Below are 13,328 nucleotides of genomic sequence, written 5' to 3' on the forward strand. Positions count from 1 at the left end.
TATGCTTTGAAATAATCCTAACCCTCTCAAGAAGCCTTATGTTCAAGCCTTAGCTTATCAGCCACAATCGCAATAAACTCAGAGTTAGTTGGTTTTGCTTTAGACATGCTGACAGTGTAGCCGAATAAGGAGGAGATGGAGTCAATGTTGCCTCTGCTCCAAGCCACTTCAATCGCATGACGAATTGCACGTTCGACGCGACTTGCAGTTGTGTTAAATTTTTTAGCAATATCTGGATAAAGTACTTTGGTAATCGATCCTAATAATTCGATATCATTATACACCATCGAAATCGCTTCTCTTAAATAAAGGTAACCTTTAATATGAGCCGGCACACCAATTTCGTGGATAATACTCGTAATGCTCGCATCCAAATTCTTTGTTTTTGGTTCTTGGTGTGTTTTGAAAGAAGAAGAGGAAGATTTACGAACAAATCCAGTTGTTTTACCACTTACTTGACGAATATGCCCTGCTAAATATTCCATATCAAATGGTTTTAAAATAAAGTAAGATGCACCTAATTCAACTGCTTTTTTTGTGACATCTTCTTGCCCAAATGCTGTTAGCATAATAACATTCGGCATTTTTTTATTCATTTGGCGCATTCTCTCTAACACTGCCAATCCATCAAGATGGGGCATAATAATATCGAGGACCATCACATCCGGCTCCAGTTGTTCGATCAATTCTAGACATTCTTGCCCATTATGCGCTACACCGATTACTTCCATATCTTCCTGAGCATCTATATACTCTTCTAATAAGCCAACTAGTTCTCGATTATCATCAACAATACAAACTTTTATTTTCTTCAATGCTTGTTTCCTCCCTTAGGTCCCAATGTCTCAAGTTTCTCTATATTTTTATTCTAATGGACATTTTCGACAAAGCAACAGAAAATCCTCTGATTTTATAAAAAAAACTTAAAAAATAGGAAAAACCCTATTATTTCTCTCATTTTCTCATGTTTTCGACTACTTTCGATATGTTTCGTATATTTGTCGAAAAATCTTTATATTTATATTATACCCCATTTATGGACTTTGAAAAAGAACACAACTAATTTAACCACCCTTTACCCAATCCCTTCATTATTTGGAAGAAAAAATTATGACTTTTTTATGAATATATTGTTGTTGGAAGGTTACTTTATACGGTATTATTAAAGTTGGACAAAAGATGTGTCCATTTTTTGGCCCCAACTTATCTGTTCCTATCAGATAACTCTTAGCACAAAGCTTACCTTACTAAAAGTAAAAGGCATAGTACATGTGCTTTTATAATTTGCCCTATGATAGAAAGGATTTTTATATGGAAAATGTCACAAATGAAGTAAAACCTAGTTATAAAATACTGTGGAAGCTAACAAGACCTCATACGTTAACAGCTTCCTTTGTACCGGTTTCCATTGGTACGGTATTATCTTTCCCTTATGCCTCAACAAAATGGGGTTTATTTTTTGCCATGATGTTTGCTTGTTTGATTATTCAAATAGCAACTAATTTATTTAATGAGTACTATGATTATATAAGAGGCATAGATACTGCTGAATCAGTAGGCATAGGCGGAGCCATAGTTCATCATGGAATGAGACCGAAATTAGTTTTGAATATGGCAATAAGCTTATATATAATCGCTCTTCTTTTAGGTATATATATTTGTTCTAATACTAGTTGGTGGATTGCATTAGTTGGCTTACTTGGTATGGCGATTGGTTATTTGTATACTGGTGGACCGCTTCCTATAGCTTATACACCATTCGGAGAAGTATTTTCTGGAATATGTATGGGATGTATTTTTATCCTTATTTCCTTCTATATTCAAACAGGTGAGATTCATCAGGAAAGTATTCTAATTTCAGTACCAATCGCAATACTGATTGGTGCGATTAATTTATCGAATAATATTAGAGACATTGAAGAAGATACATTGGGTGGTAGAAAAACGATTGCCATCCTAATTGGTTTTAACAAGGCTGTTAATCTACTTGCGGCATTATTTATTTTATCTTACCTATGGGTCATTATCTTTGTAGCAGTCGGTGCATTTAGTCCATGGCTTCTAATCGTATTACTAAGTTTCAAAAAGCCACTTGAAGCGATTAAAGGCTTTAAGGGTGATCGGAGCCAAACACCAATTGCAATGAAAAATACGGGATTAACGAACACAATGTTTGGATTATTTATTACAGTTGGTTATTTATTAGATTTCATCATGCAGAATATGTAAAGTCTCATCAACCAGACAAAAAGTATCATGTAAAAGGAATGTTAACAAATCCTTTCGCATGATACTTTTTCTTTTTATGACGCTTTTTGCTCTTTTTCGTATATATCAATTCCCGCTTCATTTAACATCCATTCAATATGAACACCATATCCACTTGTCGGATCATTTACAAATACATGGGTCACTGCTCCAATTACCTTCCCATCTTGAATGATTGGACTACCACTCATTCCTTGGACAATCCCACCGGTTTTACTTAATAATTCTTTATCTGTTACTTTAATAACTAACCCCTTTGTAGCAGGATATTTTTGCGGTACAGAACTTACTACCTCAATATCAAATAGCTTTACCTGATCATTATCAACGACTGTTAATATTTGTGCAGGTCCTTCCTTTACTTGGTCAGATAATGTAATCGGCATCGGCTTATCCATTATTCCATTTTTAATGTCTTTATTCAGTTCTCCAAAGATGCCAAAAGGACTGTTTGTTTTAATGTCCCCGATTACTTCTTTATCCTCTGAAAATCTTGCTAATTTTTCGCCAGGGTTTCCATTGCTACCTTTTTCAATACTCGTTACTGTAGATCGTAGTACTTCTCCATCGTCCACAACTATTGGTTTTTTTGTATCCATATCAGATATGACATGACCTAATGCCCCATATTTCTTAGACTCTGGATGATAGAAGGTCATAGTTCCGATTCCTGCTGCTGAATCTCTTATATATAGCCCTAGTTTAAAAGTATTGTCTCCTTTTTCTTTTAGCGGCATTAACTTTGTTTTAAACTCTTCTTTCTCTCTTTTAACAGTTATATCTAATGGTTTATTTTCTTCGCCTGCTTTTTGAACAAATGGTGCTACATCTGCCATTTTTTCGATTTTCGTTCCATTTATTTCGACTATCATATCGCCAACTTTAATCCCTGCTTTTTCACCAGGTGATTGTTTTGCTTCTTCTGTATTTACCTGGTGGTGCCCAACCACCAGTACGCCAACTGTATTTAGTTTTACCCCAATGGACTGGCCACCAGGAATCACTTTAAAGTCTTTTAGAACATTCACATCCACTTTTTTGATCGGAAAACCAGCAAGCTCAAGCATCATCTCTTCTTTCCCACTTACTTTTCCTTGCAAAGAAAGTTTTCCTTTTTCTTGACTTAATGCAACAACCGAATCTTCGTCTGCTACATTTGCTGTCACAGAAATCGCCTCACTATTGTTGATTTCCATTGATTGTCCTTCAAACAATGTAATGCTTTTTGGGATATGAAGATATTCTTGAAATGATTGATTACATACTAAAGATATTAATGAAACAAGGAGAATCCCACCAATTATTTTTCTAAGGATATCACTTTTCAATTCTCTTCACTCTCCTCGCTTCTTTTCACCACAACTTCTCCGGCTACATTTATAACTTTGCCTGTAAAAGCCTCATTTATAACTGTTAAAAATTTTAAATACCTACCCATTTTGGATATCATTGTTATTATTATTTATGCATGAATGTAATTCTTTGCTTAATATTGAGAAACCTTTAACCAACTCTTGCATCTCTAAAAAGGTCTCCCTCTTTTTCATCCCTATATAAGCAATTAATTAGACACAAAAATCTTTAGAAAACACATTAAAGAATAAAATAAACCTCTGCACATATACAGAGGTTTTACGTGTCTATAATCTATTCTTAGCTTTTTGCGCTAATTTTAACAGTTCTTTTGCATGTTTTTTTGTTAATTCGGTAATTTCTGCACCTGAAATCATTCTTCCAATTTCTCTTATCTTTTCTTGCTGTGCCAAAGGAGTAACAGACGTAGCAGTTCTTCCATCGTCAATTTTTTTCGCAATAAATAAATGTGTGTCTGCCATCGCAGCTACTTGTGGTAAGTGGGAAATACATAGTACTTGAGAATCAACAGAAACATGATGAATTTTTTCGGCAATTGCCTGAGCTACTCTTCCACTAACACCAGTATCTACTTCATCAAAGATAATGGATGTAACACCTTGGTGCTTAGAAAAAATACTTTTTAATGCAAGCATCATTCTAGATAGCTCTCCACCAGAAACAATTTTCGATAATGGCTTTAGCGGTTCTCCTGGATTTGTGGAAATATAGAATTCTACTTCATCTATTCCTTTTTTCGTGACATTATTCTCATTAGCATGTATTCTCACTTCAAAAATTGTCTTTTCCATGTATAGTTCTTTTAATTCTTGATGAATACTATCTGTCAGACGATCTGCCGCTTTTCTTCTTAAAACATTCAATTCCTTTGCTTCCACTAATAAATCTTTTTTTAGTGAAGCTAACTCACGTTCTAATAAATCAATATGCGTTTCTTTATTTTGAAGTGTTTCTAACTCTTCTTCAATTTTAGCAGCATACTCTAAAATCTCCGCCACAGTTTTACCGTATTTTCTCTTTAAGGTATTAATTTCATTTAGCCTTGTTTCAATCTCATTTAATCTTTCTGGGTCATATTCTAAGTAATCTAAAGCACTTCTCATCTGCCTTGCAATATCTTCTAAAATATAATAACTATTGGAAACAGATTCAGCCATATCTTTATACTCTGTATCTAGACTTGCCGCTTCCTCCATATTACCCATTACTTCACCAAGCCAGTCTAACCCCTTTTGTTCTCCTCTAAGGGCAGTGTAGCCTGTTTGAATACTATCATATAATTTCTCAAAATTACCTAATTTCTTTCTCTCTTCCAATAACTCTTCATCTTCGTTTAATTTTAAATGAGCACTTTCAATTTCATTAAACTGAAATTGCAATAGATCGAGTCTTTGCGCCATCTGTTGCTCATTTTCCGTTAAGTTCATCAATTTTTTATGTGTTTGCATATAAGAGCGATAAATTTCTTCATACTCTTCTATAACCGGCGCTAATTCTCCCATTGCAAAAGTATCTAGTAGTTGTAAATGTTTTGTTTCATCCATTAATTCTTGATGTTCATGCTGTCCATGAATATCAATTAGTGTCGAACCAATTTCCCTTAATACCGAAATAGTAATTAGTTTACCATTTATTCGGCAAACACTTTTTCCCGACAAAGCAATATCTCTTCTTAAAACAATTGTACCTTCATCGATATCTATTCCAAACTCCGTCATTTTTCGAAAACATGGATGACCTTCTTCGATATAAAATAATCCTTCTATTTCCGCCTTTTCTTCTCCATGACGAACAAATTCGGCAGAGCCTCGTCCACCAACTAATAAATTTATCGCATCAATAATAATGGATTTCCCTGCACCTGTTTCACCAGTTAGTACAGTAAGCCCTTTTTTGAAAGAAATGGATAGACTATCTATGATTGCAAAATTTTTAATCGATAATTCACTTAGCAATTAATGTCCCCCCATATTAAAGCATATCAAGAAAACGAGCACTAATTTTCTTGCCATCTTCTGCAGTACGACAAATGATTAGACATGTATCATCCCCACAAATTGTTCCTAGTATTTCGTCCCAATCTAAATTATCTATTAATGCACCAATCGCTTGTGCATTTCCTGGCAAGGATTTTAGCACAAGTAAATTTTCAGCAGAGTCGATTTTTACAAATGAATCCATTAGCATTCTTTTTAATTTTTGCAACGGATTAAATCGTTGATCAGCTGGTAAGCTATATTTATATCTACCATCCTGAAGGGGAACTTTTACTAAATGAAGTTCTTTAATATCCCTTGATACAGTTGCCTGTGTAACATTATAACCAGCACTTTTCAGTTCATCCACTAATTCATCTTGCGTTTCAATATCATTATTTGTAATGATTTCTCTTATTTTTATATGCCTTTGACCCTTATTCATATTTTCCATCCTTTTGTGGTTATCATTTTGTCTAATTGATTATGTATAATTTATTTTTTGCTTTATCCAAAGTATTTGTTGCCTTTTAGTCGTTCATTCGATTTTTTTAGACATTTTCCTTTTATCTATTTTACCGTGTTTGTTCGCCTTTTTACAAGAACAAAGAAAACAAAATCATTTTGCACCTTATTTTTGCATTTTATGCACAACAAAAAGGGCCCGTCTACAATAAAACTCATTCTACTAGCACTATTGCACTAATAGTTGTCTTCATGTAGTCAAACCCTTTTTCATTTGCTTATTCTTCGGTTTCTTTTTTTGCTTTTAATTCGGAATGAGCTGCATCAACAGTCTCTTTTATTTGATAAAAATGGTCAGAGTGTTCCTGTCGTTCATCCCAATATAGATGTAGCAAAAATTCAATATTTCCATCTCCTCCGGTTATTGGAGAAAATGACAGGTTTTTAACAACATACCCTTCTTTTATGGAAAAATCGATAATTTTCTCTAATACCGCCTCATGGACTTTTCGATCTCTAACAATTCCTTTTTTTCCAACCTGCTCTCTACCTGCTTCAAATTGCGGTTTCACTAGAGCAATGACATCACTGCCTGATACTAACAATGTTTTTAAAACAGGTAAAATGAGCTTTAAGGATATAAACGAGACATCGATAGAAGCTATATTCGGCATTTCCCCTTTTAAGTCAACAGGTGTTACGTACCGAAAATTAGTTCTTTCCATCACAATGACACGCTCATCTTGTCTAAGTTTCCACGCTAATTGATTATAGCCAACATCTAAGGCATAAGATTGTTTAGCCCCATTTTGCAAAGCACAATCGGTAAAACCACCAGTAGAAGAGCCAATATCAAGTAATACTTTATCTTTCACATCAACATCAAATTCTTTAAGCGCTTTTTCAAGCTTTAATCCGCCTCTTGATACATACTGCAATGTTTTCCCTTTTACAGACAGCTTTGAATCTGCACTTATTTTTTCACCAGGTTTATCTAGTCTATTTTCTTCACAATAGACAATTCCTGCCATAACTGCACGTTTTGCCTTTTCACGCGTTTCGAATAAACCTTGTTCCACTAACAATACATCAATTCTTTCTTTCTTCATGAATGCTCTAAGCCCTCTTTTGTTTTTTTATTGCAATAGATAAAATTCTTTTTACAACTTCTTCTTTATTTAAATTTATTTCGTTTAATAAAGAGTTTACATCGCCATGCTCGATAAATTCATCGGGAATTCCCATACGATCAATTATATTTGCTCCAAATCCATGATCATGTGCATATTCTAAACAGTAGCTTCCAAATCCACCTTGTAAAACTGCTTCTTCAATTGTTAAAATTGGTATTTGCTTTTTCAACAAATCCGAAAGCATTTTTTCGTCTAATGGCTTAATGAATCTCGCGTTTACTACTTTTACATGTACCCCCTGTGATTCAAGCTGATTGGCTGCTTCCATTGCCATTTCAATCGTCGTTCCAAAAGTTAGGATTGCTGCATCTGTACCCTCTCTTAGAACTTCCCATGTACCAATTGGAATTGTTTTTAAAGTAGAGTCAAGTTCAACACCTATACCATTCCCTCGAGGGAAACGCATTGCAATCGGTCCATCATTGTACTGAATAGCCGTGTTTACCATATGCTGACCCTCATTTTCATCCTTGGGCATCATTAAAACTAAGTTTGGCATATGACGTAAAAAAGCAATATCATAAATCCCTTGATGGGTTTCTCCATCTGCTCCTACTAATCCTGCTCGATCAATTCCAATAAAAACGTTTAGATTTTGACGACAAACATCATGAAGCATTTGATCGTATGCCCTTTGCAAAAACGTAGAATAAATGGCTAAAAACGGCTTCATCTTTTGAGTCGCCAGACCCGCTGCTAATGTAACTGCATGCTGTTCTGCTATTCCAACATCTAACATGCGATTTGGAAATTCCTTTGCAAATGCCTCTAATTTTGAGCCTACTGGCATAGCAGGAGTAACAGCAACAATGCGTTCGTCTGTTCTTGCTAATTTTAATACCGTATCACTTACTAGCTTACTCCAAGCTGGTGCAGTAATGGTTGGTTTTACAAAATCTCCTGTTTCAATCTTATAGGGACCTGTTCCATGCCATGTTCCAATTTTATCTTTTTCAGCAGGAGAAAAACCTTTACCTTTTTTAGTTATGACATGTAACAAAACTGGTCCGGAAGTTTTCTTTGCATAATTTAGTTGCTCCAATAGATCATCAAAATCATGTCCATCTACTGGACCTAAATAAGTAAATCCTAGCTCTTCAAAAAACACACCAGAAACTAATAAATACTTCAAGCTATCTTTAATTCTTTCAGCAGTGGCAGCCATTTTCCCACCTACTGCTGGAATTTTCTTCAAAAGCATTTCTAATTCATCTTTAACCCATTGGTATTTTCCAGCCGTTCTTAATCTTCCTAATACTTGATGAAGTGCGCCTACATTAGGAGCAATCGACATTTCATTATCATTAAGGATAACAATCATATTTTTCTTTTCATCACCTATATGGTTAAGTGCTTCGAGTGCCATTCCACCTGTTAAAGCCCCATCACCAATAATCGGAATGATATAAGAATCTTCCTTTTTCAAATCCCGAGCTACTGCCATACCCATTGCTGCAGATAACGAAGTAGAGCTATGACCTGTTTCCCATACATCATGCTCACTCTCATTCATTTTTGGAAAACCGCTCATTCCCTTATATTGTCTAAGGGTATCAAAATCTTTTGCACGACCAGTTAAAATTTTGTGTACATAGGATTGATGTCCTACATCCCATAGCATTTTATCCTTGGGACTATCAAAACATTTATGAAGTGCGATTGTTAATTCCACTACGCCTAAATTTGGACCAATATGGCCGCCTGTTAGAGAAAGTCTATTAATTAAAAAGTGACGGATATCTTCGCTAAGGCTTTCAAGCTCCTTATTGGATAACCCTTTTAAAAATGCTGGATTTTCAATTGACATTAAATCCATTAGGTAACAACTCACTTTCATTCAGTTATAACCAATAGCCTCTATTTCTTATATGCTAAATTGGTATATCTTCTTCCCTTTTACTATCTATTCGTCTGAGATTGTATTTTATATTAGAATACATTATTTCTTAAAAAAAACCTAATTTATTCTTGCAATTAAATATGTATTATACCATTCCTTTACCCTTAAGAGTAGTAATTCTACATAGCAGAATTCCAAAGAAATTTTTAGCGCTTAAAAGAAGGATGCCTCAAAGTGGAACAACACCGGATGCACTTTTATAAATACTTTTTTATAAAAGGCATAAGTGATGTAATTATTCTTGAGACACCCTGATATTTTTTGGATATTTTCATTCACTTCTTGGCTTTTTTAGAAGTTATTCTTAAACTGCCTCTTTTATTCTAAGGTATAAACAGTTATTTTTAGTATTATTATATACCAACTTGAAAACGTTTTAAAACGTTTAGGAAGATTATTTAATTATTTCTATACGCAATCAAATCTGTAATCTCTTCTAGAATTGCACTATCTAAATGTAAACCAATAAGCTGGTCTTTTGCTTGTCTGATATGCTGATCTAACTCTCTTTTTGCTCCATCCATTGTTAATATTTTTGGATAAGTACTTTTGTGGTTGTCCATGTCACTGCCGATTGGTTTTCCAATAAGAGCCTCATCTCCCTCTAAATCTAGAATATCGTCTCTAATTTGGAATGCTAACCCTAAATGGTAGGAGAATTGTTGCAGCTTCTTTATTTCAGAGCTAGTAGCTTCTGCTAGTATTGCACCAATTATAATACTAACTTCTAGTAGTTTTCCTGTCTTATGCAAATGAATATGCTCCAGTTCCTGCTGATTTAAAGCCTTGTTTTCCCCTTCTATATCAGCTACTTGTCCACCAACCATTCCTTCTGCACCTGCTGCCTTTGCTAAAAGGTTAATGGTAGTAAGTATTCTATCAGCAGGAATATGTTGCTGATTCATATTTGTCATTATTTGAAAGCTGTATGTAAGGAGTGCATCTCCTGCAAGTATCGCAGTTGCCTCTCCATATACTTTATGATTTGTTGGCAGCCCTCTTCGTAAATCATCATCATCCATGCTTGGCAAATCATCATGAATTAAAGAGTAAGTATGAATCATTTCAATTGCCGTTGCAGCTAATAACCCTTTTAAAGGATCTTTTCCATACGCCTGCAATGTTGCAAATAATAGAAGCGGACGAATTCTTTTTCCCCCTGCATTTAGCGAATATAGCATGGAATCTTTTAAGTTATTAGGAGCGACAAGCTTTTCTACATTTTTCTTTAATTCCTTTTCCAATATATCCTTATATTTATCTGAAAATGCTGACAAAGAAATTTTATTCAAGCGTTATTCCTCCTCAGCAATTGAAAAAGGTTGTTTTTTTCCATTTTCTAATACTACTTCAGCCAATTGTTCTTCAACATTTTTTAATTTCTCATGACAGTATTTCGAAAGCTCCATTCCTTTTTTATACGTATTGATCGCTTCTTCTAATGGAACGTCTCCCTCTTCTAATTTTTCAACGATTCTTTCTAATTCTTCCATCGCTTCTTCAAATGATGGCTTCTTTTCTGAATTGGTTGCCAATATCTATCTCTCCTTTACTGCAATAATTTCTGCTTCTACTTTTCCATCAGCAAGATTTAATTCAATATGGTCCTTAGGTTTAACTTGGTTTATACTAGCTATTAATTTCCCACTATTATCATAGGCTACATTATAGCCTCTTTCCATTATTTTCAAAGGGCTTAATGCATCCATCTTACCAATTTTCGAAAGAAATGACTGTCTTTTCGTCTGAAGTATAAGCTCCGTATTGCGGATTAAATTTTTTTGTAAGCTAGCTAAATCTTGATTAGCTTTCTTTATATATTGTTGAGGATGATTTCTTTCCAGCTGTTTTTGTATTAATTGCTGCTGATTGCTCTTTTGATCAAAAACTCTTTGAACATTGCGCATTAATAGCTCTGTCTGCTTATCTAACTGCTCCATTTTTTGATCATATAATACCTTAGGATAACGAAAGGCATAGGAGCGCTGTATTCTATTTAGGCGTAATTTTTGTAATTCTACCTTTTCTTTTATCCCTCTAATTAGCCGACTTTTCCTTGTCAAAATTCGTTCAACAAGTTCATCAATGTGAGGTACCGCTAACTCTGCTGCTCCCGTTGGCGTTGGGGCACGCATATCAGCAACAAAATCTGCAATAGTAAAGTCCGTTTCATGACCAACAGCGGATATTATGGGAATATTCGAAGTGTAAATGGCTCTGGCAACGATTTCTTCGTTAAAAGCCCATAATTCCTCAATAGATCCGCCGCCTCTACCTACTATGAGAACATCAATCGTTGGGGAATCCTGCTGATTAGCTTGTTGAATAGCTTTTACAATAGAAGGTGCTGCTGTTTCTCCTTGAACTAATGCTGGATAGATCATTATTTTTGCAATTGGATAGCGTCTTTTTATTGTCGTAATAATATCTCTAATAGCAGCTCCAGTAGGAGAAGTAATCACACCAATTGTTCTTGGATACTTAGGAATCGCTTGCTTATGATCCGGCTGGAACATCCCTTCTTGTTCCAATTTTGCTTTTAACTGTTCATAAGCCAAATAAAGCTGACCTATTCCATCTGGCTGCATATCAGCAACATACATTTGATATTGTCCACTTGATTCATAAACAGTGATACTTGCTTTAATAAGTACTTTCATCCCATTTTCAGGTGTGAATTTCATTTGCTGATTATTACGAGCAAACATCACTGCTAAAATTCTAGCTTTTTCATCTTTTAAGGTGAAATACATATGGCCACTTGAATGCTGCTTAAAGTTAGAAATTTCACCTTTTACCATGACTTCGTGTAAATGAGGATCTGCATCAAATTTTCTTTTTATGTATTTCGTCAAAGCATGTACTGTTAAATAACGTGATTCCATTTATAAAAACTCCTTATACAGGATGGAAAAAGGGGTGTAGTATCATACACCACATCCCCTTTTCATTCATGTTTATAGGTTATAGAAGGAAACAATTAAGGATGATAACAAATCTCATTTATTTAACCAAACGAGATAATAATCGTCACATATTCGTACTTTTTTAATCAAACCTTCGTTTCTCTTATTACTATTGATTTTCTTTAATTTTTGATAGTACTCCGTTGACAAATCTACCAGATTGATCATCACCATAAAGTTTAGCAATTTCAACAGCTTCATCAATTGCTACATTTACAGGAACATCATCTGATTGTCCGTACATAATTTCAAACGCTGCAAGCCGTAGAACATTACGGTCTACATTCGCAATTCTTTCTATAGTCCAATTTTCTAAATATTGCTTTATTGTTTCATCAATAGAATCCTTATGGCTTAATACACCATCCACTAATTTAGTAAGGTATAAATCAGATTTTTCTCCTTCTAAAACATGTTCTATCGCAGTTTCCTTATCTATATCACTAATATCAATTTGAAATAGTGCCTGTAAGGCCTTTTCTCTGGCAGTTCGTCTTTTCATTATTTAAGCTCCTTTAAAATCCTTACATAGGTTTAACAACCTATTTATCTATGCTACATGAATAATAGCATAAATAAAAACAAAACTCTATCTTACATGAAAAAAACCTAGAATTATGTTTAAGTTACCTATAATTTCTCACAAAAACAAAGGCTGTCCAGGATGAAACTCAAATACCTAACTAAGAGGAGCCTCTTATAATAGGTATTTTGTTCTTTCCTGTTCAGCCTTTGCTATTTCAACTCATTATATGGTTGCTCTACCTTTACTCTTTTACATTTCTTGTTGTAATTCAGTTTCTTGTTTTGCTGTTTCAAACTGAACGCCGACAATGTGAATGTTAACTTCCTCTGTAACAAGACCAGTCATATTGATTAATGTCTGACGAATATTATCTTGAATTTGCTGAGCAACTTGTGGAATAGAAATACCAAAATTCATCACACAATATACTTCTACTTTAATTCCTTCTTCACTGAGATCAACCTTTATGCCTTTGTTGTGCATCTTCTTGCCGAATTTCTCCACAACTCCAGTTGCAAAATTACTTCTCATCTGTGCTACACCTTCCACTTCAGATGCAGCAATGCTTGCAATAACCTCAATTACTTCAGGGGCAATTTCAACTTTTCCTAGCCCATTATACTCTTGGTTCATTTCTAAACTTGTAGTTGTTTCGCTCAT

The 13,328-nt window shown here is 34.5% G+C and carries 12 protein-coding genes; 1 reads left to right on the forward strand and 11 read right to left on the reverse strand.

The window, feature by feature from the left end; all coding sequences use genetic code 11:
• Window positions 1–26: 26 nt before the first annotated feature.
• Window positions 27–815 carry a sporulation transcription factor Spo0A gene (gene spo0A / locus NYE52_RS14090; RefSeq protein WP_341193648.1) on the reverse strand — a complete coding sequence of 263 codons (789 nt, stop codon included), beginning with the start codon at window positions 813–815 and terminating at the stop codon, window positions 27–29.
• Between the two features lie 496 nt (window positions 816–1,311).
• On the opposite strand from spo0A, the gene NYE52_RS14095 reads away from it, so the two are divergent.
• Window positions 1,312–2,229 carry a 1,4-dihydroxy-2-naphthoate polyprenyltransferase gene (locus tag NYE52_RS14095; RefSeq protein ID WP_341193649.1) on the forward strand — a complete coding sequence of 306 codons (918 nt, stop codon included), beginning with the start codon at window positions 1,312–1,314 and terminating at the stop codon, window positions 2,227–2,229.
• A gap of 74 nt (window positions 2,230–2,303) precedes the next feature.
• Here the strand turns inward: NYE52_RS14095 and spoIVB are convergent, their stop codons facing one another.
• The 10 genes from spoIVB to NYE52_RS14145 all read right to left on the reverse strand — a co-directional run bounded on the left by spoIVB (window position 2,304) and on the right by NYE52_RS14145 (window position 13,328).
• On the reverse strand, window positions 2,304–3,596 hold the full coding sequence (spoIVB, locus tag NYE52_RS14100) for a SpoIVB peptidase (RefSeq protein ID WP_341193650.1): 1,293 nt from the start codon (window positions 3,594–3,596) through the stop codon (window positions 2,304–2,306).
• A gap of 312 nt (window positions 3,597–3,908) precedes the next feature.
• A complete protein-coding gene (recN, locus tag NYE52_RS14105) occupies window positions 3,909–5,597 on the reverse strand; it encodes a DNA repair protein RecN (RefSeq protein WP_341193651.1) in 1,689 nt (562 codons plus the stop codon).
• Window positions 5,598–5,613: 16 nt separating this feature from the next.
• Entirely contained in the window at window positions 5,614–6,063 is a 450-nt protein-coding gene (gene ahrC, locus NYE52_RS14110; RefSeq protein WP_341193652.1) for a transcriptional regulator AhrC/ArgR, read from the reverse strand.
• A 298-nt stretch (window positions 6,064–6,361) separates the two neighbouring features.
• A complete protein-coding gene (locus NYE52_RS14115) occupies window positions 6,362–7,192 on the reverse strand; it encodes a TlyA family RNA methyltransferase (protein ID WP_341193653.1) in 831 nt (276 codons plus the stop codon).
• Between the two features lie 7 nt (window positions 7,193–7,199).
• Window positions 7,200–9,092 carry a 1-deoxy-D-xylulose-5-phosphate synthase gene (gene dxs, locus NYE52_RS14120; RefSeq protein ID WP_341193654.1) on the reverse strand — a complete coding sequence of 631 codons (1,893 nt, stop codon included), beginning with the start codon at window positions 9,090–9,092 and terminating at the stop codon, window positions 7,200–7,202.
• A gap of 482 nt (window positions 9,093–9,574) precedes the next feature.
• Entirely contained in the window at window positions 9,575–10,468 is an 894-nt protein-coding gene (locus NYE52_RS14125; RefSeq protein WP_341193655.1) for a polyprenyl synthetase family protein, read from the reverse strand.
• A gap of 3 nt (window positions 10,469–10,471) precedes the next feature.
• The gene (xseB, locus tag NYE52_RS14130) at window positions 10,472–10,711 is read right to left on the reverse strand and encodes an exodeoxyribonuclease VII small subunit (RefSeq protein ID WP_312092273.1); all 240 of its coding nucleotides are present in this window, start codon (window positions 10,709–10,711) and stop codon (window positions 10,472–10,474) included.
• A 3-nt stretch (window positions 10,712–10,714) separates the two neighbouring features.
• Entirely contained in the window at window positions 10,715–12,061 is a 1,347-nt protein-coding gene (gene xseA, locus NYE52_RS14135) for an exodeoxyribonuclease VII large subunit (protein WP_341193656.1), read from the reverse strand.
• Between the two features lie 190 nt (window positions 12,062–12,251).
• Window positions 12,252–12,644: a transcription antitermination factor NusB gene (nusB, locus tag NYE52_RS14140; RefSeq protein ID WP_341193657.1), complete on the reverse strand. Its 393-nt coding sequence runs from the start codon at window positions 12,642–12,644 to the stop codon at window positions 12,252–12,254.
• A 273-nt stretch (window positions 12,645–12,917) separates the two neighbouring features.
• Entirely contained in the window at window positions 12,918–13,328 is a 411-nt protein-coding gene (locus NYE52_RS14145; RefSeq protein WP_341193658.1) for an Asp23/Gls24 family envelope stress response protein, read from the reverse strand.

The sequence above is a fragment of the Niallia sp. FSL W8-0635 genome (assembly GCF_038007965.1).
GTDB lineage: Bacteria > Bacillota > Bacilli > Bacillales > Cytobacillaceae > Niallia.

What these genes read in the sequence shown, in the direction of transcription:
- NYE52_RS14095 (WP_341193649.1), top strand. Translation starts at nt 1,312, where the DNA reads ATGGAAAATGTCACAAATGAAGTAAAACCTAGTTATAAAATACTGTGG.
- ahrC (WP_341193652.1), bottom strand. Translation starts at nt 6,063, where the DNA reads ATGAATAAGGGTCAAAGGCATATAAAAATAAGAGAAATCATTACAAAT.
- NYE52_RS14115 (WP_341193653.1), bottom strand. Translation starts at nt 7,192, where the DNA reads ATGAAGAAAGAAAGAATTGATGTATTGTTAGTGGAACAAGGTTTATTC.
- dxs (WP_341193654.1), bottom strand. Translation starts at nt 9,092, where the DNA reads ATGGATTTAATGTCAATTGAAAATCCAGCATTTTTAAAAGGGTTATCC.
- xseA (WP_341193656.1), bottom strand. Translation starts at nt 12,061, where the DNA reads ATGGAATCACGTTATTTAACAGTACATGCTTTGACGAAATACATAAAA.
- nusB (WP_341193657.1), bottom strand. Translation starts at nt 12,644, where the DNA reads ATGAAAAGACGAACTGCCAGAGAAAAGGCCTTACAGGCACTATTTCAA.
- NYE52_RS14145 (WP_341193658.1), bottom strand. Translation starts at nt 13,328, where the DNA reads ATGAGCGAAACAACTACAAGTTTAGAAATGAACCAAGAGTATAATGGG.